Raw genomic sequence first — 21334 nt, 5'->3', positions numbered from 1 at the left:
CTCTTTAATCACGCCACCAGCAAGGAGACGAACGCTAAAAATGCAAAACCAAAACCGGCCCAGGTGATGCGCGACGTTTCCACAAAACGCAGGCGCGCCATGCTGTTTTCAAACAGGGCAATCACCAGCACGCCGACCAGCAGCTTGAGGGCGGCAACCACGACGGCCAGCACCAGACCGCCTGCGGAGAAGTGCGTCATCTGCCCCCACGGGAAGAAGACGCCGACAAACATCTGCAGCACCACCAGCTGTTTGAGGCTGATGCCCCACTTCAGCACCGCGAATCCATAGCCGCTGTATTCGGTAAGCGGCCCCTCCTGCAGCTCCTGCTCGGCTTCCGCGAGGTCGAACGGCAGTTTGCCCATCTCAATAAACGTGGCGAACGCGCAGGCGCACAGCGCCAGCACCAGCGGGAGCGAGCGCGCCACCGGCCAGTGGTAAACGGTGTGGGTGATAAAGCTGATGTGGGTGGAACCCGCCACCTGCGCAGCGACCCACAGCCCCAGCAGCAGGATCGGCTCCACCAGCACGCCGAGCATTGCCTCGCGGCTGGCACCGATGCCGGTAAACGGGCTCCCGGTGTCCAGGCCCGCAATCGCAAAGAAGAAGCGGGCGATGGAAAAGAGGTAGATAAGCGTGATCAGATCGCCAAGCACGGGCAGCGGCGACGCCACCGTCACCACCGGCAGCGCGGTGGCGATGGTCAGCATCACGCCCACCATCACAAACGGCGTCAGGCGGAAGACCCAGCCTGCGGCGTCCGGCGCGACGCTCTGACGGGAGAGCAGTTTAAAGAGATCGCGGTACTCCTGGAGCACACCGGGCCCGCGACGGTTGTGCATCCGGGCGCGCGCCACGCGCGTGATGCCCGACAGCAGCGGCGCAGCGGCGAACAGCACCAGCGCCTGAAGAATTGCCAGTAACAGACTCATGTCAGGCTCCTCGTGAAATCACAATGACCACCAGCACCGCCAGCTCGATGACCGCCAGACGGCGGAACAGCGCGGGTGCGGCGGCGCTCTGCCAGCCGGGTACCCAGCCTACCGGGCTCAGCCAGTGGCGCAGCTTCAGCACGGCGGCGAAGTTCTCCTTCACCGGCATGGCGAAACCGTGGGCGGTGATGACCATCGACTGTTCGTGTTCGTAGCCGCAGGCCCACGCCGCACCGCGCGAGCGGGAGGCGAGCCGGTCGCGTTTGAAGAACAGCATCAGGACGAGCGGCAGCAGCGGTGCGCCAATCAGCAGCAGCGCGATCATGGGCTGAGAGACGGTGGTATTCGCCACGGTCAGCGGCAGAGGAATGGCGTTGCCCAGCAGCGGCAGCAGCCACGGCGCGGCGACGCCGCCCGCGATGCAGCACAGCGCCAGCGCGACCACGCTGATGCCCATCAACAAGGGTGCGCAGCAGGCGTTTTCCGCTTCGCGGGTGCGCGCCGCGCCGAGGAAGGTCACGCCGTAGACTTTCGCCATGCACATCACCGCCAGCGCCCCGGTAATCGCCAGACCGACCGCCAGCAGCGGGCCGAGCAGGCGTGCGATAAATGCGTCGCTCTGGCCGAGCGCGAAGAAGGACTGATAGATCACCCACTCCCCGGCAAAGCCGTTCAGCGGCGGCAGCGCGGCCATTGCCATCAGCCCGACCAGCATCGCCAGTGAAATCACCGGCATCTTTTTGCCAATCCCGCCCAGCTTTTCGATATCCCGATGACCGGTGCGGAACCAGACGCTGCCCGCGCCGAGGAACAGGGTGCTTTTAAACAGGCTGTGGTTGACGAGGTGATAAAGACCGCCGATAAACCCGGCGGCAATCAGCGCCGGATGATTGAGCGCCAGCCCGGTCACTCCCGCGCCAATGCCGAGCAGGATAATGCCGATATTTTCCAGCGTATGGTACGCCAGCAGGCGCTGGATATTGTGCTCCATCAGCGCGTACAGGCCGCCGACGAACGCGGTAATCATTCCGGCGACCAGCAGCACGACGCCCCACCACAGCGGCGGTTGTCCGCCGGTCAGCGTAATCGCCAGAATCCCGAACAGACCCACTTTCATCACCACCGCAGAAAACAGCGCGGCGGCGGGCGCGGAGGCATTCGCATGCGCCTGCGGCACCCAGCCGTGCAGCGGGATAATCCCGGCGAGCAGGCCAAAGCCGAGCACGCCCAGCAGCCAGACGTCATTCCCCAGCGGATGCCCGTTGAGCGCAGAGAAATCCAGCGTGCCGAAGCGGTGCCACACCAGCCAGCAGGCCAGCGCCAGCAGCAGCGTCCCGAGGCGTCCCAGCGCAAACCACAGCTTGCCGGAGGCGCTGCAGCCGGTCAGGAACACGCCGCACAGCGCCATGATTTCCGCCATCACCACCAGCGCGCCGAGGTTGCTGGCGATAACGGTGCAGACCGCCGCCGCCATCAGCAGGTTAACCAGCAGGCCGTTAGCCCTGGCGTGCGGATGGCGGTGCCAGTCGATATTGAACAGGCTGATAAACAGCCCGCACAGGCCAAACGTCACCAGCCAGATGGCGTTCAGCGGCGTGATCGCAACCGTGTGGCGAATCAGCGGCATCACGGCCTCTGAGGACTGGCCGCCGAGCAGGACATCGCCGCCTGCCGCCAGCGTCATCAGGCTAGCGACCGCCCCGCCGAGCCCGGCGATCGCGCCGCTCAGGGTTTTATGGAATGAGAAGATCAGCGCCAGAACAGCGGCGGCAGCAAAACAGGCTACCGCGCTGGTAATCATCATCGCCGCGTTCATTTCGCCCCCTCGTTAAGCGCCTGTAGCAGAGAAAGGTCGCCAAAATCACTGTTGATGGTCAGCTCGCGTTTACGCTTGCTGGTACGGGCGATGTCGCGAATGTTAACCAGAATCAACGCCTTAGTCGGGCAGGTGCGCACGCAGGCCGGGCCCTGTTCATCGAAGCTGCACAGGTCGCATTTCACCGCAACGGCACGGATGCCGGGCACCCAGTCCAGCAGCGTACTTACGCGTGCCGGAGCCGGTGGCGCGGGCGGGGCTTTTGGCGAGTTGGCGTTTGCCGGAATATGCAGCGGACGGCTGCCGGAAAATTCAATCGCGCCGAACGGGCAGGCAATGCCGCACAGCTTGCAGCTTACGCACAGGCTTTCGTTCAGCTGGACAGCGCCATCCACGCGGGTGATGGCATTCACAGGGCAGACGCCCGCGCAGGGGGCATCTTCACAGTGGTGGCAGAGCTGCGGGGCAGACTCTTTTTCATTACGCATGACGTGCAGGCGCGGCATGGACTGCAGCCCATGCAGGCGATGCGTTTCCGAGCACGCCGCCTCACAGGTTCGACAGCCAATACAGACCGTCGAGTCAGCAATTACAAAACGGTTCACCGGGTTATCCTCTGGTGATAGTCATTTTTGACGAAAAACTGTCTTGTCGACACTTCTCGACACGCAGGAGTCAGGCCACGTTCGCTGAGGTATTTCCATCCATCAGCTGCTTCAGGTTGACCGGAAGATCGTGTTCAACGGCGGCGTACAGGCCGTTATAGACCGGCGCGATTTTTTCCAGATAGTGCTCCAGCACCTGCTGGCGATCGCGGTTGCTGACGTGGCCGTCCACCATGCCATCGGCCATCAGCTGCGCCTTCGCAATACACTGTTTTTCGCCGTCTTTTGTCTCGAGGTGGTACTCAATGGTGTGGCTGTTGAAGTTATCCGCCAGGGTAACGTTGATGATGAAATGGCCGAACAGGACGAAGCGCATGTCGCCCTGCGCCGCGCAGCTCATCGCGTGGTGAAGACGCGCTTTCGAGAGGGTTATGCCCTGAACCAGAGAGTTGCAGTAGAGGTGCCACTGGTCCTGCAGCTGCTGATGACGCTGCGCGATGTAATCCGCTTTTTCGCTGATTTCCCAAATAGTCATAGAAGGTATCCGGTTAATGGAGATAGCGGCTGTTAAGCAGATTCCATGCCAGTTTTTATCTTGATGATTTTAAATAGATTTAATTACAAAACCGCTGTCAACGCCGCGGTGTCGACGTGTCATTTCGACAGCGTTGACATCGTCACGCCTTAACAAAAATCAAGCTGGCACCGTTATTGCATTCAATGGCGCAATTCATTGAGGAGGCGTCATGCACGAAATCACCCTCTGCCAGCGGGCTCTGGAACTTATCGAACAGCAGGCAGTGCAAAACCACGCGAAGCGCATCACCGGCGTCTGGCTGAAGGTCGGGGCGTTTTCCTGCGTCGAGCCCAGCGCCCTGCATTTCTGTTTTGAGCTGGTTTGTCGCGGCACGCTGGCGGAAGGCTGCGAGCTCCATATTGAAGAGCAGCAGGCGGAGTGCTGGTGCGAGCAGTGCCAGCAGTACGTCACCCTGCTGTCATCAAAGGTTCAGCGCTGTCCGCAGTGTCAGAGCACCGGTCTTCGCATCGTGGCGGACGACGGCATGCAGATCCAACGCCTCGAAATCGAGAAGGAGTAAATTATGTGTAGCACCTGCGGTTGCGCCGAAGGCAACCTGTATATAGAAGGGGATGAACACCGTCCCCATTCCGCGTTTCGCTCCGCGCCCTTTTCGCCTGCCCCGCGGCCAGCTGCGGCTTTAACCGGTATCACCTTCGCCCCGCAGCGCTCCGCTGCGGGCGATCTGCACTACGGCCACGGCGAAGCGGGTACCCACGCGCCGGGCATCAGCCAGCGCCAGATGCTGGAGGTGGAAATCAACGTGCTGGACAAAAATAACCAGATCGCCGCCCGCAACCGCGCGCGCTTTGCCGCCCGCAAACAGCTGGTGCTGAACCTGGTCTCCAGCCCCGGCTCCGGCAAAACCACGCTGTTAACGGAAACGCTCAAACGCCTGAACGGGCACGTCTCCTGCGCGGTGATTGAAGGCGACCAGCAAACCGTTAACGACGCGGCGCGCATTCGTGAAACCGGCACCCCGGCGATTCAGGTCAATACCGGCAAAGGCTGCCACCTGGATGCGCAGATGATTGCCGACGCCGCCCCGCGCCTGCCGCTGGCGGATAACGGCATTCTGTTTATTGAAAACGTCGGCAACCTGGTCTGCCCGGCAAGCTTCGATCTGGGCGAACGCCACAAGGTGGCGGTGCTTTCGGTGACCGAAGGCGAAGACAAGCCGCTGAAGTACCCGCATATGTTTGCCGCCGCCTCCATCATGCTGCTGAACAAAGTCGACCTGCTGCCGTACCTGAACTTCGACGTGGATAAGTGCCTGTCCTGCGCCCGGGAAGTGAATCCCGAGATTGAGATCCTGCTGGTCTCCGCCACGCGCGGCGACGGCATGGACGCCTGGCTGAACTGGCTGGAGAGTGAACGATGTGCATAGGCGTACCGGGACAAATCCATTCCATTGACGGGAACCAGGCCAAAGTGGAGGTCTGCGGCATCCTGCGCGACGTGGACCTGACGCTGGTGGGCAGCAGCGATGAAACGGGCGCATCGCGTCTCGGCCAGTGGGTGCTCGTCCACGTGGGGTTTGCCATGAGCGTGATTAACGAAGCGGAAGCCCGCGACACGCTGGATGCCCTGCAAAACATGTTCGACGTGGAGCCTGACGTGGGCGCGCTGCTGTACGGCGAGGAGCGTTAGCCATGCGTTACGTTGATGAATATCGCGCGCCCGAGCAGGTGCTGCAGCTTATCGGGCACCTGAAAACGCGCGCGGCGCTGCTGGACTACACCAAAGAGAGACCGCTGCGGATCATGGAGGTGTGCGGCGGACACACGCACGCCATCTTCAAATTTGGCCTCGACCAGCTGCTGCCGGAGAATATCGAGTTTATCCACGGCCCCGGCTGCCCGGTGTGCGTGCTGCCGATGGGGCGCATCGACAGCTGTATTGAAATTGCCAGCCAGCCCGACGTCATTTTCTGCACCTTTGGCGACGCGATGCGCGTGCCGGGGAAAAACGGCTCGCTGCTGCAGGCGAAAGCACGCGGGGCCGACATCCGGATCGTCTATTCGCCGATGGATGCCCTGACGCTGGCGGAGGACAACCCCGCGCGCAAGGTGGTGTTTTTTGGCCTGGGGTTTGAAACCACCATGCCCGCCACCGCCATCACGCTGCAGCAGGCGAAAGCGCGCGGCTTCGGGAATTTTTTCTTCTTCTGCCAGCACATTACGCTCATTCCCACGCTGCGCAGCCTGCTGGAAGAGCCGGGAAACGGCATTGACGCCTTTCTGGCACCGGGGCATGTCAGCATGGTAATTGGCACAGACGCCTACGGTTTTATCGCTGAACAGTACAATCGTCCGTTAGTGGTCGCTGGTTTCGAACCACTTGATCTACTGCAAGGTGTCACCATGCTGGTTGAGCAGAAAATAGCGGCCCTGAGTGCAGTGGAAAACCAGTACCGCCGCGTGGTGCCGGATGCGGGAAATGAACGGGCGCAGCAGGCGATAGCCGACGTGTTCAGCGTTGAGGGCGACAGCGAGTGGCGTGGTCTGGGGCTGATTGCCGAATCCGGCGTTCGCCTGACGTCAGCCTATCGCTCGTTCGACGCCGAAGCGCATTTCCGCCCGCAGCCGCAGCAGGTTTGCGACGATCCCCGGGCCCGCTGCGGCGACGTGCTCACCGGTAAATGCAAACCGCATCAATGCCGGTTATTTGGCGATACCTGTAACCCGCAAACGGCGTTTGGCGCGCTGATGGTCTCCTCCGAAGGGGCGTGTGCCGCGTGGTATCAGTATCGCAACCAGGAGAGTGAAGCATGAATACGGTTGAAATGGCGCACGGCAGCGGCGGACAGGCGATGCAGCAGCTGATTAACCGGCTGTTTATGGAAGCCTTCAACAACCCCTGGCTCGCCGAACAGGAAGACCAGGCGCGCATTGACCTTGCAACCCTCACCGCGCAGGGCGACAGGCTGGCGTTCTCCACCGACAGCTACGTGATCGATCCGCTGTTCTTCCCCGGCGGCGATATCGGCAAGCTCGCCGTCTGCGGCACGGCCAACGACGTGGCGGTCAGCGGCGCCATTCCGCGCTACCTCTCCTGCGGATTTATCCTCGAAGAGGGGTTACCGATGGAGACGCTCACGACAGTGGTCAACAGCATGGCGCACACCGCGCGCGAGGCGGGGATAGCTATCGTCACCGGCGATACCAAAGTGGTGCAGCGCGGCGCGGCCGACAAGCTGTTTATCAACACCGCCGGCATGGGGGCGATCCCCGCCGGTATTCACTGGGCGGCACAGCATCTTAGCGTGGGCGACGTGCTGATCGTGACCGGAACGCTGGGCTGCCACGGGGCGACCATCCTTAACTTGCGCGAAGGTCTGGGGCTGGACGGGGAACTGCGCAGCGACTGCGCGGTGCTCACCCCGCTGATCCAGACGCTGCGGGGTATTCCCGGCGTGAAAGCCCTGCGGGACGCGACGCGAGGCGGCGTGAACGCCGTGGTCCACGAATTTGCAGCAAGCTGCGGGTACGGGATTGAACTCACCGAGCGTAGCCTGCCCGTTAAGCCTGCCGTTCGCGGCCTTTGCGAACTGCTGGGCCTTGACCCGCTCAACTTCGCCAACGAAGGCAAACTGGTGATTGGCGTTGAACGCGCGTCAGCGGAAGCCGTTCTTGAACAGCTGCGGGCTCATCCGTCAGGAAAAAAGGCGGCGATGATTGGTGAAGTGGTTGAGCGCAAAGGGGTGCGCCTGGCCGGGCTGTATGGCGTGAAGCGGACGCTGGATCTGCCGCATGCGGAACCCTTACCCCGTATTTGCTAGAACCGCGCCAAAAGCGGTCAGCACTGAATGTCTCTTTTTTGCCAGTTTCTATTGGAAAGCAATATGCCGTATACACCGATGAGCGATCTTGGACAGCAGGGCCTGTTTGACATCACGCGCACACTTTTACAGCAGCCCGATCTCGGTGCGCTGAGCGATGCCCTGACGCGGCTGGTCAGGCAATCGGCGCTGGCGGACAGCGCCGCGATTGTGCTCTGGCATAGCGGAACGCAGCGCGCGAGCTACTACTCGACGCGTGATAATGGCAAAACGTTTGAATACGAAGACGAAACGTATCTGGCGCACGGCCCGGTGCGCCGCATACTCTCCCGGCCTGAAGTGCTGCACTGCAACTTTGCGGAATTCCGTCAGGCGTGGCCGAAGCTGGCGGAAAGCGACCTCTATCAGCCTTTCGGGCATTACTGCATGCTGCCGCTGGCGGCAGAGGGCCAGATTTTTGGCGGCTGCGAGTTTATCCGCACGACCGACCAGCCCTGGAGCGAGGCGGAATACGAGCGCCTGCATACCTTCACCCAGATTGTGGCCGTCGTCGCGGAGCAGATCCAAAGCCGCGTCACCAATAACGTCGATTACGACCTGCTGAGCCGCGAGCGCGACAACTTCCGCATTCTGGTCGCCATCACCAACGCCGTGCTCTCCCGCCTGGACATGGACGAGCTGGTCAGCGAAGTTTCGAAAGAGATCCACCACTATTTCAAAATCGACGCCATCAGCATTGCGCTGCGCGGCCATCGCAAGGGCAAGCTGAACATCTACTCCACGCACTATCTCGATGAAGCCAACCCGGCGCACGAGCAGAGCGAGGTTGACGAAGCGGGCACCCTTTCCGAGCGGGTCTTCAAGAGCAAAGAGATCCTCCTGCTCAACCTGAACGAGCAGGACCCGGTCGCGCCGTACGAGCGGATGCTGTTTAACACCTGGGGCAATAAAATTCAGACCCTGTGCCTGCTGCCGCTGATGTCCGGCAACACCATGCTGGGCGTGCTAAAGCTGGCGCAGTGCGAGGAGGGCGTGTTTACCACCGCTAACCTGAAGCTGCTGCGCCAGATTGCCGAGCGTATTTCCATCGCGCTGGATAACGCCCTCGCCTATCAGGAAATTCATCGCCTGAAAGAGCGGCTGGTGGATGAGAACCTGGCCCTGACCGAACAGCTCAACAACGTGGACAGCGAGTTTGGTGAAATCATCGGGCGCAGCGACGCCATGTACAGCGTGCTTAAGCAGGTTGAGATGGTGGCGCAAAGCGACAGCACGGTGCTGATTCTGGGCGAAACCGGCACGGGCAAAGAGCTGATAGCCCGCGCCATCCACAACCTGAGCAACCGCAACAGCCGACGGATGGTGAAGATGAACTGCGCCGCGATGCCTGCGGGACTGCTGGAAAGCGATCTGTTCGGCCACGAGCGCGGAGCATTCACCGGGGCCAGCAGCCAGCGGCTGGGCCGTTTTGAGCTGGCGGACAAAAGCTCGCTGTTCCTCGACGAAGTGGGCGATATGCCGCTTGAGCTACAGCCGAAACTGCTGCGCGTCCTGCAGGAGCAGGAGTTTGAGCGCCTGGGCAGCAACAAGCTTATTCAGACCGACGTGCGGCTGATTGCCGCCACCAACCGTGACCTGAAAAAAATGGTCGCCGACCGCGAGTTTCGCAGCGATCTTTACTATCGTCTGAACGTCTTCCCGATCTTCCTGCCGCCGCTGCGCGAGCGCCCGGAAGATATCCCCCTGCTGGTCAAAGCCTTTACCGCGAAGATCGCTCGCCGGATGGGGCGAAACATCGACAGTATTCCTGCCGAGACGTTGCGCACCCTTTCATCGATGGAATGGCCCGGCAACGTGCGCGAGCTGGAAAACGTCATCGAACGCGCGGTGCTGCTGACGCGCGGTAACGTGCTGCAACTCTCCCTGCCTGAGGTTACGCTTCCTGACGTAACCGCGCCCGCCGCCGAGACAGCGAAAGAGGGAGAAGATGAATATCAGCTCATTATGCGCGTGCTGAAAGAGACCAACGGCGTGGTCGCCGGGCCAAAAGGTGCCGCCCAGCGACTGGGGTTAAAACGCACCACCCTGCTGTCACGCATGAAGCGTCTCGGGATTGATAAAGAGAGCCTCATTTAAGACCTTATTCCGGCGGTGTTTTTCCGACACCGCCTTTTGTTCCCCTGCGTAATTGTCCCTCATTGACACAAAATCGTTTCCTCTGTATAAAATTCCGCCTTAATAATGAGTTTCATTTGCATCAATAATAATTTTAATGAAGGGTAGCGTTTCATGAAAAAGGTCATCTGCGCGTTAGGCCTGGCGATTGCGTCGGTCGGTTCTGCTCTGGCAACCACCTATCCCCTGACGATTGAAAACTGTGGCTACAAAGAGACGTTCACCAAAGCGCCGGAACGCGTCGTGGCCCTGGGCCAGAACACCGTCGAAATTTTGCTCCTGCTGGGCCTGGAAGATAAGGTGAAGGCCAGCGCCTTCTGGCCGACCAAAGTGCTGCCGCAGCTGGCGGAACAGAACGCAAAAATCAACACCCTGACGGTCGAAATCCCGACCCTTGAATCCGTTCTTGCGCAAAATCCTGACTTTGTCCCCGCGCAGTCCCCGCTGCTACTGGGGCCTGAAAGTAAGGTCGCAAAACGCGAAGACCTGATGACCCTGGGAGTGAACAGCTACGTGTCGCCGGGCATGTGCGCGACCAAAAAAGCCACAGGCGATATGTACGGCAGCCGCCAGAAGCTGTGGGATATGACGTATCTCTATAAAGAGATTGAGGATTTCGCCAAAATCTTTAACGTTGAAGACCGCGGTCAGGCCGTTATTGCCGATTTCAAAAAACGCGAGGCCGACCTGCGTAAGGAATTCGGCAAGAGTAAAAAAGACCTTTCGTTTGTCTTCTGGTTCTCCAGTTCGTCCCCTTCTGCTGACGCCTACGTCGGCGGTAAAAATAGCCCCTCCGGGTTTATCGCCAGCCTGATGGGCGGCCATAACGCCATTACGTCCGAAACCGAATGGCCAACCGTGGGTTGGGAAAGCATTATTGCCGCCAATCCGGATGTCATTGTGGTATCCAGCCTGGACCGCAACCGCTGGGCGCTGGATAACGCGGAAGAAAAAATCAAATTCCTGAAGAGCGATCCGGCGGTCAGCCAGCTGGACGCGGTGAAAAAAGGCCATATCGTGGTGATGGACGGCCAGGCGATGAACCCGACGATCCGCACGATTTACGGGGCTGAGCAGGTCGGCGAACAGCTCAGAAAGCTGGGGCTGAACTGATGACAACCGCCGTTCTTCAGGCCCGGCAGAGCCTGGTTCTGACGACCTCGGGTTTGCTCGCCCTGGTACTGTTATTTCTGACGATCGCGCTGAGCGTCAGCGTCGGCGAGCTGTCCATCCCGCTGGATAAGGTGTTTTACGCCATCAGCAATAAAATGGGGCTCACCGAGGTTCCGCTCACCCGCATCTATGAGAGCGTGATCTGGGACTTTCGCCTGAGCCGCGCGCTGGTGGCGGCCTGCTGCGGCGCGGGGCTGGCCATCTGCGGTGCCGTATTGCAGAGCCTGCTGAAGAACGCCCTGGCGGAACCTTACGTGCTCGGCGTGTCGGCAGGTGCCTCAACCGGGGCGGTGTCGGTCGTCGTATTGGGGATTGGCACCGGTGCGGTGTCGCTCTCTGCGGGCGCGTTTGCCGGGGCGTTCGCCGCCTTTGCGTTTGTCGCGTTTCTGACGAACGGCGCGCGCGGGGGAAATGAACGTACCATTCTGGCTGGCGTTGCCGCCTCACAGCTGTTCAACGCCATTACGGCCTACACCATCAGCACCTCCGCCAGCGCCCAGCAGGCGCGCGACGTGATGTTCTGGCTGCTGGGCAGCTTCAGCGGCGTACGCTGGCCTGAATTCCAGCTGGCGCTGGTGGTGGTGCTGACTGGATTAGCCGTTTGCCTCTACTATTCCCGGGCGCTGGATGCCTTCACGTTCGGTGATGACGCTGCGGCCTCTTTAGGTATTGCCGTCCCGTGGGTACGCCTGACGCTCTTTACCACTACCGCGCTGATTACCGCGACGATTGTCAGCATGGCGGGCTCAATCGGCTTTGTCGGGCTGGTGGTCCCGCACGTGATGCGTTTCCTGTTCGGGCCGCTGCACCGCACGCTGCTGATTGCCAGCGCGCTGGCAGGGGCGATCCTGATGGTGCTGGCTGATATCGCCTCGCGCATGCTGATTGCGCCGCAAAGCCTGCCCGTCGGCGTGGTCACCGCGCTGGTTGGCGTGCCTTTCTTTGCCGTGATTATCTACCGTTCAAGGAATAAGTGATGAGTATCTGCGCTGAAAATATTACCTGGAAGGTCGGCAAAAAGGTCATCGTTAACGACGTCTCGCTGAAGGTTTCCCGGGGCGAAACGGTAGGGCTGCTTGGCCCTAACGGCTGCGGTAAATCGTCTCTTTTACGGATCCTCGCCGGGCTTCGTCGCCCGGATGCTGGCTGTGTGACGCTGGACGGCCAGGACATCTCCCGCATCGCCAAAAAGCAGCTGGCGCGCCGGGTCGCCTTCGTCGAGCAGCACGGCATGACGGACGCCAACATGCGCGTGCGGGACGTGGTGAAACTCGGGCGTATTCCGCACCACTCCGCTTTTTCCAACTGGAGCAACCACGATGACGAAACCGTCACTGCCGCCCTGCAGCGCGTGGATATGCTGGATAAAAGCGACCAGGGCTGGCTGAGCCTCTCCGGCGGAGAGCGCCAGCGGGTGCATATTGCCCGCGCCCTGGCTCAGACCCCAACGGAAATCCTGCTGGACGAGCCGACCAACCACCTCGACATTCATCATCAGATACAGCTGATGCAGTTGATCAGCGAATTACCGGTCACCAGCATTGTCGCTATCCACGATCTCAACCACGCCTCGATGTTCTGCGACTCGCTGATTGTGATGCAGAAAGGGCAAATTGTGGCGACGGGGACACCGCAGGACATCTTATCCGAGTCTTTGCTGTGGGATGTCTTCCGGGTCAAAACCAAAATTGAGATCTCGCCGTTCCATGGCAAAAAGCACATCCACTTTATCGTTTAGGGGCGAGTGAACGACGATGCCCCTTCGCCCTGCCGCCGCGCTCTGGCCGCCCGTCTTACTGGGTAGCCAGTTTGTTTTCAACATTGGCTTTTACGCCGTCGTTCCCTTCCTGGCGATATTCCTGCGCGACGACATGCTGCTCTCCGGCGGACTGATCGGGCTGATCCTGGGCCTGCGTACCTTCTCGCAACAGGGGATGTTTATCGTTGGCGGTGCGCTCTCGGACCGGTTTGGCGCGAAAGTGATTATCCTGAGCGGCTGTATTGTTCGTGTTTCAGGCTATCTGCTGCTGGCCTTCGGGGAATCCCTGTGGCCGATTATTCTGGGCGCGTGTCTGACGGGCGTTGGCGGCGCGTTATTTTCTCCCTCAATTGAGGCACTGCTGGCAAAAGCGGGCACTCAAAGCGAGACAAAAGGCAAACGCAGCCGCGCGGAGTGGTTTGCGCTCTTTGCCGTCTGCGGAGAGCTCGGCGCGGTACTGGGCCCGGTTGCTGGCGCCCTGCTCACCGGCCTCGGCTTTCGTCAGGTGGCGCTGGCGGGAGCTGGCGTCTTTATCATTGCGCTAGTGGTGCTCTTCTTTTGTCTGCCTGCTGCTGGCCACCGTTCACAGACGCTGAAAATACAGCCCTGGTGGACAACGTTCCGCCAGCCGCGCTTTGTCGCCTTTATCATTGCCTACAGCTCGTGGCTGTTAAGCTATAACCAGCTTTATCTGGCGCTGCCGGTGGAAATCCAGCGTTCTGGCGGTAACGAGAAAGATCTCGGCCCGCTTTTTATGCTGGCCTCCGTTCTGATCATCACCTTACAGCTGCCGCTGGCGCGCTTCGCCCGTCGCGTGGGCGCGGTGAGAATTCTGCCGGTGGGATTTTTGCTGCTGTCAGCCGCATTTGCGAGCGTGGCGACGTTCGCCCCGATGACGCCGCCGGAAGGCTGGCTGCGCTTACTGCCTTCTGTCTGTTTTGTGACGCTGTTGACGCTGGGGCAAATGCTGCTGGTGCCCTCGGCTAAAGATCTGATCCCTCGGTTTGCGGAGGAATCCACGCTTGGCGCGCACTACGGCGCACTCGCCACCGCCGGAGGCATAGCGGTACTGGCAGGAAACCTGGTGTTTGGCAGCCTGCTGGACCGCGCGCTGGTGCCCTCAACGCAGGCGATGTATCCCTGGCTGCTGCTGGCCCTCTTCCCGCTCTGCAGCGCGCTGGCCCTGAAGGTGATTTGCCGCCCGCTGAGACGCTGAACCGATCACTTTTTCGGACGGTATTTCTCCGGCAGTTCCGGCACGGGACGACGGTCATCCATCAGATGGCGAACGGTAAGAATAGGATGACGCCATAACATACGCGGGCCTGCCCAGCGCATAACCTGCTTCATCTCTTCACGTCTGGCAGGCTGGTAGCAGTGTACGGGACACTGCTTGCAGGCCGGCTTTTCCTCACCGAAAACGCATTTATCCAGGCGCTTATCGGCATACGCGTTGAGCGCCTGATAGTGCCCTTCCTCCTGAGATGCCTGCGGGCACTGCTTTTCATACAGCGCGATCATTTTCGCGATGGTCTCTTTTTCTCGTGAGATGCGTTTACCGGACATAGCGGAATACCGAATAATAAAGTGCATCAATAATACACCTTTCAACGCTGGATTTCAGCGGTTGCATTTCGTTTCCTGAAGGCTGATTCCAGTTTTAGCCCTGCACCGGCGAACAATCACTGGTATTTTATACAGGCATCAGAAATGACCTTTGTCCATGTTGTCTGGAGACCCTATGCAAGAGCTCACGATCGGCAAACCCTATCGCCATTTGAAAGTGGGATATTTTAGAAAGCGCCATGAAGACCGCAATACAAAGATACCGAAGCGCTACAGCGTACATGCGGCGCTGAGCTTAAAAGGTGACTGGCTTGAAAAGGCGGGGTTTACGACCCATTCCCGAGTCAGGGTGGGCGTGGAGCATGGAAAAATTGTCATCGAATTAATGGCGGAAGATGCCTCGTAAAGCCACGACATTTTTCTGCGCCGGACCTTTTTTTCATGCGACAATAGAAGGAACAAACGGCCATTGAGCCCATCAAAACGGTTTATTTTCAAAGAAATGGACATCATAACTCCATGAGCACAATCGACAATTTCGACGCACATACGCCGATGATGCAGCAGTATCTGAAGCTGAAAGCACAGCATCCGGAAATCCTGCTGTTTTACCGTATGGGCGATTTTTACGAGCTATTTTATGACGATGCTAAGCGTGCATCGCAGCTGCTCGACATCTCGCTGACCAAACGTGGCGCATCGGCAGGCGAGCCCATTCCTATGGCAGGTATCCCGCACCACGCGGTAGAAAACTACCTGGCGAAGCTGGTGAATCAGGGCGAGTCCGTTGCCATCTGCGAACAGATCGGCGATCCGGCGACCTCAAAAGGCCCGGTGGAACGCAAAGTCGTGCGCATCGTCACGCCTGGCACCATCAGTGATGAAGCCCTGTTGCAGGAGCGCCAGGATAACCTGCTGGCAGCGCTGTGGCAGGACGGTAAAGGCTTTGGCTACGCGACGCTGGATATTAGCTCCGGACGTTTTCGCCTGAGTGAACCGGCTGACCGTGAAACGATGGCCGCCGAACTGCAGCGCACCAACCCGGCAGAATTGCTCTATGCCGAAGATTTCGCCGAAATGGCGCTGATTGAAGGTCGTCGCGGGTTGCGTCGTCGTCCGCTGTGGGAATTCGAAATTGATACCGCGCGCCAGCAGCTGAATCTGCAGTTTGGCACCCGCGATCTGATTGGCTTTGGCGTTGAAAACGCACCGCGCGGGCTGTGTGCGGCCGGTTGTCTCCTGCAGTACGTGAAAGATACCCAGCGCACCGCCCTGCCGCATATCCGCTCTATCACCATGGAGCGCCAGCAGGACAGCATCATCATGGATGCCGCCACGCGCCGTAACCTGGAGATCACGCAGAACCTGGCGGGTGGCGTAGAAAATACGCTCGCGTCGGTCCTCGACAGTACGGTAACGCCAATGGGCAGCCGCATGCTGAAACGCTGGCTGCATATGCCGATCCGCGATACCGAGACGCTGGTTTGCCGTCAGCAGACGATTGCCGCGCTGCAGGATCGCTATACCGAGCTGCAGCCGGTTCTGCGCCAGGTGGGCGATCTGGAGCGTATCCTTGCGCGTCTGGCACTGCGAACAGCACGACCACGCGATCTCGCGCGGATGCGTCATGCTTTCCAGCAGCTGCCGGAACTGCGCGCGCAGCTGAGTGACGTTGACAGCGCGCCGGTACAGAAACTCCGCGAAACCATGGGCGAATTTACCGAGCTTCGCGAACTGCTTGAGCGCGCCATTATTGATGCGCCTCCGGTTCTGGTGCGTGATGGCGGCGTGATTGCCCCAGGCTACAACGAGGAGCTGGACGAATGGCGCGCGCTGGCCGACGGTGCGACGGACTACCTCGATAAGCTGGAAATCCGCGAGCGCGAACGTCTTGGGCTCGACACCCTGAAAGTGGGGTATAACGCGGTACACGGTTACTACATTCAGATTAGCCGCGGTCAGAGCCACCTGGCGCCGATTCACTACGTGCGTCGCCAGACGTTGAAAAACGCCGAACGCTACATCATTCCTGAACTGAAAGAGTACGAAGACAAAGTCCTCACCTCGAAAGGCAAGGCGCTGGCCCTGGAAAAACAGCTGTATGAAGAGCTGTTCGACATGCTGATGCCGCACCTGGGCGACCTGCAGCAGAGCGCCAGCGCGCTGGCGGAGCTGGATGTGCTGGTGAATCTGGCAGAACGCGCTGAAACGCTGAACTACACCTGCCCAACCTTTACCGACAAGCCCGGCATTCGCATAACCGAAGGCCGTCACCCGGTGGTAGAACAGGTGCTGAACGAACCGTTCATCGCCAACCCGCTGAGCCTGTCACCGCAGAGAAGAATGTTGATCATTACCGGTCCGAACATGGGCGGTAAGAGTACCTATATGCGTCAGACGGCGCTGATTGCGCTGCTCGCGTATATCGGCAGCTACGTCCCGGCGCAAAACGTGGAGATTGGCCCCATCGACCGCATCTTTACCCGCGTTGGGGCAGCGGACGATCTGGCGAGCGGTCGTTCAACCTTCATGGTCGAGATGACCGAAACGGCAAACATTCTGCATAACGCGACGGAGCACAGCCTGGTGCTGATGGACGAGGTCGGGCGCGGAACGTCAACCTATGACGGTCTGTCGCTGGCATGGGCCTGTGCGGAAAGCCTTGCGAATAAAATCAAGGCCATGACGCTGTTTGCCACCCACTATTTCGAACTGACGCAGCTGCCGGAGAAAATGGAAGGAGTTGCGAACGTTCATCTGGATGCGCTGGAGCACGGCGATACCATTGCCTTCATGCACACGGTGCAGGATGGCGCGGCGAGCAAGAGCTATGGCCTGGCCGTCGCGGCGCTGGCTGGTGTGCCGAAAGAGGTGATCAAGCGCGCGCGTCAGAAACTGCGTGAACTGGAAAGCCTGTCACCGAATGCGGCAGCGACGCAGATTGATGGTACGCAGATGTCGCTGTTGGTGCCTGCGGAAGAGACGTCGCCTGCGGTGGAAGCGCTGGAAAACCTCGACCCGGATTCACTGACGCCGCGTCAGGCGCTGGAGTGGATTTACAGGTTGAAGAGTCTGGTTTAGTTTTCTGCGGTCTGTTTTGTCGGGTGGCGGCTTCGCCTTACCCGACCTACAAAACCGTAGGCCCGGTAAGCGCAGCGCCACCGGGCTTTTTTTTTTACAGCAGCGGCGGGATCGTCGGCACCTGTGGTGCCTCGTCAATATCCTTCTGCGTCATACGGAACGCTTCCGGGTAATGCTCGCGGCTGGTACGGCGCAGCGGTTCGGTATCGCGCCAGGTATACAAACAATGCTGGCACTGGTAAACGGTCCAGACCCCTTTTACCGGCGACGTCGCCATCACTTCAATATGCTCATCGGCACAACGTGGACAAATCATCTTTTCCTCCTTATTGACGTGCTGCCAGCATCGCGGTCAGTTTTTCAGCCCAGGCTTTGGTTTCAGGCAGATCCTGTACCGGCTGGCTGTAGTGGCCCCGGGTGTCCGGCGCGACAGGCGTGGTGGCATCGATAATCAGTTTGTCGGTAATGCCAGCCGGGCTGGAGCCAGGATCGAGTTCAAGGACCGACATGTTCGGCAGTTGCACCAGATCGCCTGCCGGGTTCACTTTCGACGACAGCGCCCACATCACCTGCGGGAGGTTGAACGGATCGACATCCTCATCCACCATAATTACCATCTTCACGTAGCCCAGACCGTGCGGCGTGGTCATGGCGCGTAAACCCACCGCGCGGGCAAAACCGCCGTAGCGTTTTTTGGTGGAGATAATCGCCAGCAGACCATGGGTGTACATCGCGTTCACCGCCTGCACTTCCGGGAATTCCGCTTTCAGCTGCTGGTAGAGCGGCACGCAGGTGGCCGGTCCCATCAGATAGTCAATCTCGGTCCACGGCATGCCGAGGTAAAGGGATTCGAAAATCGGCCTGGTGCGGTAAGAGACTTTGTCGATACGGACCACCGTCATGTTACGGCCACCGGAATAGTGCCCGGTAAACTCGCCGAATGGCCCCTCGATTTCACGCTTGCGGCCTTCAATCACCCCTTCCAGGATCACTTCAGAACCCCACGGCACATCGAAGCCGGTCAGCGGCGCGGTGGCAATCGGGTATGGGCTTTCACGCAGCGCGCCGGCCATTTCATACTCGGACTGATCGTATTTCAGCGGCGTGGCGCCCATCAGGGTGATGATCGGGTCGTTGCCCAGCGTAATCGCAATTGGCAGGTCTTCACCGCGCTCTTCCGCCTTGTGCAGATGCAGGGCGATATCGTGCATCGGAACAGGCTGCAGGCCCAGCTTGCGCTTGCCCTTCACTTCCATGCGGTAGATCCCGACGTTCTGCTTGCCGAAGTTGTCCGGGTCGAGCGGATCGCGCGAGACAACGCAAGCTTTATCGAGATAAAAACCGCCGTCACCGTCGTTCAGGCGAAACAGCGGCAGGATATCGAACAGGTTAATATCTTCACCGTCCACCGTATTCTGCGCCCAGGCCGGGTTGGCGCGGCGCTCCGGCGTGACGGGAAATTTATCCCAGCGGCGGATAAATTCGTCGATCTGTTTTTTTACCGGGGTGTTCGCAGGGAGCCCCATCGAAATGGCGTGGTTCTGCCAGGAGCCGATGGTGTTCATCACCACGCGGGCATCGGTAAAGCCACGAATGTTGTCGAACCACAGCGCGGGCGCGCCGTCGCCAATGCGGCCGGTCGCGTTGGCTGCCGCCGCCAGATCGGGCTCGGCGTTAACCTCTTCCTCAATTTTCAGCAGCTGCCCTTGCTCATCGAGCGCCTGCAGGAAGCTTCTCAAATCATCAAATGCCATCTTTATTCTCCTGTGAAAAATGTTTCGCCTCCCGCAGCCCGTTCCAGCGGCGCGCCTTTTTATGCTCCAGCCCGAACTGATCGAGCACGCGGGTCACGATGTGCTGGGTAATGTCATCTGCGGTTTGCGGGTGGTTGTAATAGGCAGGCATGGGCGGCACCATCGCCACGCCCATGCGGGAAAGTGCAAGCATGTTCTCAAGATGAATGGTGCTGAGCGGCGTTTCACGCGGAACCAGCACCAGCTTGCGCCCCTCTTTCAGCACCACGTCAGCCGCGCGTCCCACCAGCCCTTCGGCGTAGCCCGCGCGGATCCCCGCGAGCGTTTTCATGCTGCAGGGAATGACGATCATGCCGTCGGTGCGAAACGAGCCGGAGGAGATGGTAGCGGCCTGGTCAGCCGGACTGTGGACAACGTCAGCCAGGGCAGCAACGTCCTGCGCGGTGTAGGGCGTTTCCAGCTCAATGGTGGTTTTTGCCCACTTAGACATGACCAGATGCGTCTCCACCTCCGGCATTTCCCGCAGCGCCTGCAGCAGCGCCACGCCCAGCGGTGCACCCGTTGCCCCCGTCATTCCCACTATCAATCTCATTCATCACCTCAATATTTTGTTCGTGTACGAACATTATAAATAAGCTACTCCAGGATCGTTTACCTGACAAGATCGTTCGCATACGATCACACGAATGGCTAAAAGATGCCGCGTTAAAATTGAGAGCAATAGCGGCTATCATAGGGGGAGATTTTTTCCGTCGGAGTGTTCATGGAACTAAGACAAGAGGCGTTCCACCTGTTACGTCAGCTTTTTCAACAGCATACCGCGCAGTGGCAACATGCCTTACCGGAACTGACCAAGCCACAGTATGCGGTGATGCGCTCTATTGCCGAGCATCCGGGTATTGAACAGGTGGCGTTGACCGAAGTGGCGGTCAGCACGAAAGCAACCCTGGCGGAGATGCTCAGCCGCATGGAGGCGCGCGGGCTGGTCAAACGCGAGCACGATCCGGCCGACAAGCGCCGCCGGTTTGTCTTCCTGACCCCAGAAGGTGAAGCCCTGCTTGCAGGCTGTAAACCGCTTGGCAACGAGGTGGATGAGGCGTTTTTAGGACGTCTTAACAAGGCCGAGCGGGAGCAGTTCTCTGCGCTCATCAAAAAGATGATGCACGATTAATTCACGCTGGTGCGCATAAAATCGATAAACGTGCGCACCTTCGCCGTCACGTGCCGGGCATCGGGATAAACCGCATAGATGCCCTGCTGCGCAAAGGTATATCCCGGTAAAACCGGGACCAGTTTTCCCGCATCAAGCGCATCGCGCGCCAGCCATTCCGGCAGTAACGCCACGCCTCCGCCAGCAAGTGCAAAGGCCATAAGAGCCTGCGCGCTGTCGGCAAACAGGCGCGGCGCTTTTTTTATCTCCAGCGTTTCAGGCGCACCGCTGGCATCCTTCACCTGCCAGCGCAGCGGCGAGGCCAGGCGCTCGTGAATAATCCAGTCGGCGTTGGCAAGGTGCGCAAGCGTTTCGATCTGATGGTTAACGAGCCACACGGGCGTCGCGACGGGGAGAATGGAGAAGTGCGAAATCAGCGCGGCGTGGTTGCGCGAATCGGCAAGCGTTCCCAGCCGGATAGCTACGTCAAAGCGCTCCGAGATAAGGTCGGCGTGCAGGGAGGACGAAACGTGCCGCACGCGAAGATCCGGGTGCTGCTGGCTAAACCTGGCCAGCAGCGGCACCACTACCTGTGAGCCATACTCGGGCGTAGTCGTGATCCGCAGTTCGCCAGTAAGCCCCGCATGATTCGCGCGGACATCATCCTGCAGCCGTTCTGCATCCTTCAGTAGCGCCACGCTGCGTTGATGAAAGAGCGCGCCCGCCTCGGTTAACGTCAGGCGGCGGGTGGAGCGCAGCAGCAGCGTAACGCCCAGCTCATCTTCAAGCTGGCGAATATTGAAGCTGACCACGGCTTTTGTCAGCCCCATTGCCTCGGCTGCGGCAGTGAAACTGCCGGTATCGGCCACCGCGACAAACATCTGCGCCCGCTGCAGGTTAATCATCATCACGCCTTTTACTGTCAAAATATTTTTGACAGTATATCGCGCTTTGTCAGGTTTATC

At 59.6% G+C, this 21334-nt stretch carries 22 protein-coding genes; 13 read left to right on the top strand and 9 right to left on the bottom strand.

The annotated features are described in order from the left end of the window. Window positions 1–8: 8 nt before the first annotated feature. From FOY96_RS04320 to hycA, 4 genes are all read right to left on the bottom strand, one after another. Window positions 9–932: a respiratory chain complex I subunit 1 family protein gene (locus tag FOY96_RS04320; protein WP_087823280.1), complete on the bottom strand. Its 924-nt coding sequence runs from the start codon at window positions 930–932 to the stop codon at window positions 9–11. A gap of 1 nt (window position 933) precedes the next feature. After that, window positions 934–2748 carry a formate hydrogenlyase subunit 3 gene (gene hycC / locus FOY96_RS04315; protein ID WP_143346557.1) on the bottom strand — a complete coding sequence of 605 codons (1815 nt, stop codon included), beginning with the start codon at window positions 2746–2748 and terminating at the stop codon, window positions 934–936. Next, window positions 2745–3353: a 4Fe-4S dicluster domain-containing protein gene (locus FOY96_RS04310; protein WP_023308971.1), complete on the bottom strand. Its 609-nt coding sequence runs from the start codon at window positions 3351–3353 to the stop codon at window positions 2745–2747. Before FOY96_RS04310 ends, hycC begins: the two co-directional genes overlap by 4 nt. A gap of 70 nt (window positions 3354–3423) precedes the next feature. Next, a complete protein-coding gene (gene hycA, locus FOY96_RS04305; RefSeq protein WP_045404197.1) occupies window positions 3424–3888 on the bottom strand; it encodes a formate hydrogenlyase regulator HycA in 465 nt (154 codons plus the stop codon). A 211-nt stretch (window positions 3889–4099) separates the two neighbouring features. Between hycA and hypA the strand changes: the two genes are divergently transcribed. From hypA to FOY96_RS04255, 10 genes are all read left to right on the top strand, one after another. After that, entirely contained in the window at window positions 4100–4450 is a 351-nt protein-coding gene (hypA, locus tag FOY96_RS04300) for a hydrogenase maturation nickel metallochaperone HypA (RefSeq protein ID WP_039263379.1), read from the top strand. A gap of 3 nt (window positions 4451–4453) precedes the next feature. Beyond that, window positions 4454–5317, top strand: coding sequence for a hydrogenase nickel incorporation protein HypB (hypB, locus tag FOY96_RS04295; protein WP_143346556.1), 864 nt, complete (start codon window positions 4454–4456; stop codon window positions 5315–5317). Next, entirely contained in the window at window positions 5308–5580 is a 273-nt protein-coding gene (locus FOY96_RS04290) for a HypC/HybG/HupF family hydrogenase formation chaperone (protein WP_023308975.1), read from the top strand. The genes hypB and FOY96_RS04290 overlap by 10 nt, the downstream gene beginning before the upstream one ends. A gap of 2 nt (window positions 5581–5582) precedes the next feature. Next, window positions 5583–6704 (top strand): hydrogenase formation protein HypD, encoded by a 1122-nt coding sequence (hypD, locus tag FOY96_RS04285; protein ID WP_143346555.1) that lies wholly within the window; start codon window positions 5583–5585, stop codon window positions 6702–6704. Further along, on the top strand, window positions 6701–7711 hold the full coding sequence (gene hypE, locus FOY96_RS04280) for a hydrogenase expression/formation protein HypE (RefSeq protein WP_143346554.1): 1011 nt from the start codon (window positions 6701–6703) through the stop codon (window positions 7709–7711). The genes hypD and hypE overlap by 4 nt, the downstream gene beginning before the upstream one ends. Before the next feature lie 63 nt (window positions 7712–7774). Beyond that, a complete protein-coding gene (flhA, locus tag FOY96_RS04275; RefSeq protein WP_029739538.1) occupies window positions 7775–9847 on the top strand; it encodes a formate hydrogenlyase transcriptional activator FlhA in 2073 nt (690 codons plus the stop codon). A 153-nt stretch (window positions 9848–10000) separates the two neighbouring features. Next, window positions 10001–10999 carry a siderophore ABC transporter substrate-binding protein EitA gene (eitA, locus tag FOY96_RS04270; RefSeq protein ID WP_094934803.1) on the top strand — a complete coding sequence of 333 codons (999 nt, stop codon included), beginning with the start codon at window positions 10001–10003 and terminating at the stop codon, window positions 10997–10999. Beyond that, on the top strand, window positions 10999–12036 hold the full coding sequence (locus tag FOY96_RS04265) for a FecCD family ABC transporter permease (RefSeq protein WP_048979267.1): 1038 nt from the start codon (window positions 10999–11001) through the stop codon (window positions 12034–12036). Before eitA ends, FOY96_RS04265 begins: the two co-directional genes overlap by 1 nt. Continuing rightward, the gene (gene eitC / locus FOY96_RS04260) at window positions 12036–12797 is read left to right on the top strand and encodes a siderophore ABC transporter ATP-binding protein EitC (RefSeq protein ID WP_143346553.1); all 762 of its coding nucleotides are present in this window, start codon (window positions 12036–12038) and stop codon (window positions 12795–12797) included. The genes FOY96_RS04265 and eitC overlap by 1 nt, the downstream gene beginning before the upstream one ends. Window positions 12798–12813: 16 nt before the next feature. Further along, window positions 12814–14034, top strand: a complete 1221-nt coding sequence (locus FOY96_RS04255; RefSeq protein ID WP_143346552.1) for an MDR family MFS transporter — start codon at window positions 12814–12816, stop codon at window positions 14032–14034. A 5-nt stretch (window positions 14035–14039) separates the two neighbouring features. Here FOY96_RS04255 and FOY96_RS04250 read toward each other — a convergent pair whose 3' ends face one another. Beyond that, complete coding sequence (locus tag FOY96_RS04250) at window positions 14040–14384, bottom strand: nitrous oxide-stimulated promoter family protein (RefSeq protein WP_029739543.1); 345 nt, start codon at window positions 14382–14384, stop codon at window positions 14040–14042. A 175-nt stretch (window positions 14385–14559) separates the two neighbouring features. Between FOY96_RS04250 and FOY96_RS04245 the strand changes: the two genes are divergently transcribed. Then, window positions 14560–14790: a SymE family type I addiction module toxin gene (locus FOY96_RS04245; protein WP_023333217.1), complete on the top strand. Its 231-nt coding sequence runs from the start codon at window positions 14560–14562 to the stop codon at window positions 14788–14790. Window positions 14791–14903: 113 nt separating this feature from the next. Next, window positions 14904–17465 carry a DNA mismatch repair protein MutS gene (gene mutS, locus FOY96_RS04240; protein WP_039263367.1) on the top strand — a complete coding sequence of 854 codons (2562 nt, stop codon included), beginning with the start codon at window positions 14904–14906 and terminating at the stop codon, window positions 17463–17465. Between the two features lie 94 nt (window positions 17466–17559). Here the strand turns inward: mutS and FOY96_RS04235 are convergent, their stop codons facing one another. From FOY96_RS04235 to FOY96_RS04225, 3 genes are read right to left on the bottom strand one after another with little or no spacing between them, the layout of a single operon-like run. Continuing rightward, complete coding sequence (locus tag FOY96_RS04235) at window positions 17560–17781, bottom strand: non-oxidative hydroxyarylic acid decarboxylases subunit D (protein ID WP_003862116.1); 222 nt, start codon at window positions 17779–17781, stop codon at window positions 17560–17562. A gap of 10 nt (window positions 17782–17791) precedes the next feature. Continuing rightward, window positions 17792–19219 carry a non-oxidative hydroxyarylic acid decarboxylases subunit C gene (locus tag FOY96_RS04230; protein ID WP_048976002.1) on the bottom strand — a complete coding sequence of 476 codons (1428 nt, stop codon included), beginning with the start codon at window positions 19217–19219 and terminating at the stop codon, window positions 17792–17794. Further along, a complete protein-coding gene (locus FOY96_RS04225; RefSeq protein ID WP_008499595.1) occupies window positions 19209–19811 on the bottom strand; it encodes a non-oxidative hydroxyarylic acid decarboxylases subunit B in 603 nt (200 codons plus the stop codon). The genes FOY96_RS04230 and FOY96_RS04225 overlap by 11 nt, the downstream gene beginning before the upstream one ends. 171 nt (window positions 19812–19982) lie before the next feature. Between FOY96_RS04225 and FOY96_RS04220 the strand changes: the two genes are divergently transcribed. Further along, a complete protein-coding gene (locus tag FOY96_RS04220; RefSeq protein ID WP_033146401.1) occupies window positions 19983–20390 on the top strand; it encodes a MarR family winged helix-turn-helix transcriptional regulator in 408 nt (135 codons plus the stop codon). Here FOY96_RS04220 and FOY96_RS04215 read toward each other — a convergent pair. Continuing rightward, the gene (locus FOY96_RS04215) at window positions 20387–21274 is read right to left on the bottom strand and encodes a LysR family transcriptional regulator (RefSeq protein WP_143347753.1); all 888 of its coding nucleotides are present in this window, start codon (window positions 21272–21274) and stop codon (window positions 20387–20389) included. The genes FOY96_RS04220 and FOY96_RS04215 overlap by 4 nt on opposite strands. Window positions 21275–21334 lie beyond the last annotated feature (60 nt).

Source organism: Enterobacter asburiae (assembly GCF_007035645.1).
GTDB classification, from domain to species: Bacteria; Pseudomonadota; Gammaproteobacteria; order Enterobacterales; family Enterobacteriaceae; genus Enterobacter; species Enterobacter asburiae_B.
This window is presented reverse-complemented; position numbering and strand designations above follow the sequence as displayed.

Coding starts and splice junctions, on each gene's coding strand:
- FOY96_RS04320 (WP_087823280.1), bottom strand. CDS start 932: ATGAGTCTGTTACTGGCAATTCTTCAGGCGCTGGTGCTGTTCGCCGCT.
- hycC (WP_143346557.1), bottom strand. CDS start 2,748: ATGAACGCGGCGATGATGATTACCAGCGCGGTAGCCTGTTTTGCTGCC.
- hycA (WP_045404197.1), bottom strand. CDS start 3,888: ATGACTATTTGGGAAATCAGCGAAAAAGCGGATTACATCGCGCAGCGT.
- hypA (WP_039263379.1), top strand. CDS start 4,100: ATGCACGAAATCACCCTCTGCCAGCGGGCTCTGGAACTTATCGAACAG.
- hypB (WP_143346556.1), top strand. CDS start 4,454: ATGTGTAGCACCTGCGGTTGCGCCGAAGGCAACCTGTATATAGAAGGG.
- FOY96_RS04290 (WP_023308975.1), top strand. CDS start 5,308: ATGTGCATAGGCGTACCGGGACAAATCCATTCCATTGACGGGAACCAG.
- hypD (WP_143346555.1), top strand. CDS start 5,583: ATGCGTTACGTTGATGAATATCGCGCGCCCGAGCAGGTGCTGCAGCTT.
- hypE (WP_143346554.1), top strand. CDS start 6,701: ATGAATACGGTTGAAATGGCGCACGGCAGCGGCGGACAGGCGATGCAG.
- flhA (WP_029739538.1), top strand. CDS start 7,775: ATGCCGTATACACCGATGAGCGATCTTGGACAGCAGGGCCTGTTTGAC.
- eitA (WP_094934803.1), top strand. CDS start 10,001: ATGAAAAAGGTCATCTGCGCGTTAGGCCTGGCGATTGCGTCGGTCGGT.
- FOY96_RS04265 (WP_048979267.1), top strand. CDS start 10,999: ATGACAACCGCCGTTCTTCAGGCCCGGCAGAGCCTGGTTCTGACGACC.
- eitC (WP_143346553.1), top strand. CDS start 12,036: ATGAGTATCTGCGCTGAAAATATTACCTGGAAGGTCGGCAAAAAGGTC.
- FOY96_RS04255 (WP_143346552.1), top strand. CDS start 12,814: ATGCCCCTTCGCCCTGCCGCCGCGCTCTGGCCGCCCGTCTTACTGGGT.
- FOY96_RS04250 (WP_029739543.1), bottom strand. CDS start 14,384: ATGTCCGGTAAACGCATCTCACGAGAAAAAGAGACCATCGCGAAAATG.
- FOY96_RS04245 (WP_023333217.1), top strand. CDS start 14,560: ATGCAAGAGCTCACGATCGGCAAACCCTATCGCCATTTGAAAGTGGGA.
- mutS (WP_039263367.1), top strand. CDS start 14,904: ATGAGCACAATCGACAATTTCGACGCACATACGCCGATGATGCAGCAG.
- FOY96_RS04235 (WP_003862116.1), bottom strand. CDS start 17,781: ATGATTTGTCCACGTTGTGCCGATGAGCATATTGAAGTGATGGCGACG.
- FOY96_RS04230 (WP_048976002.1), bottom strand. CDS start 19,219: ATGGCATTTGATGATTTGAGAAGCTTCCTGCAGGCGCTCGATGAGCAA.
- FOY96_RS04225 (WP_008499595.1), bottom strand. CDS start 19,811: ATGAGATTGATAGTGGGAATGACGGGGGCAACGGGTGCACCGCTGGGC.
- FOY96_RS04220 (WP_033146401.1), top strand. CDS start 19,983: ATGGAACTAAGACAAGAGGCGTTCCACCTGTTACGTCAGCTTTTTCAA.
- FOY96_RS04215 (WP_143347753.1), bottom strand. CDS start 21,274: ATGATTAACCTGCAGCGGGCGCAGATGTTTGTCGCGGTGGCCGATACC.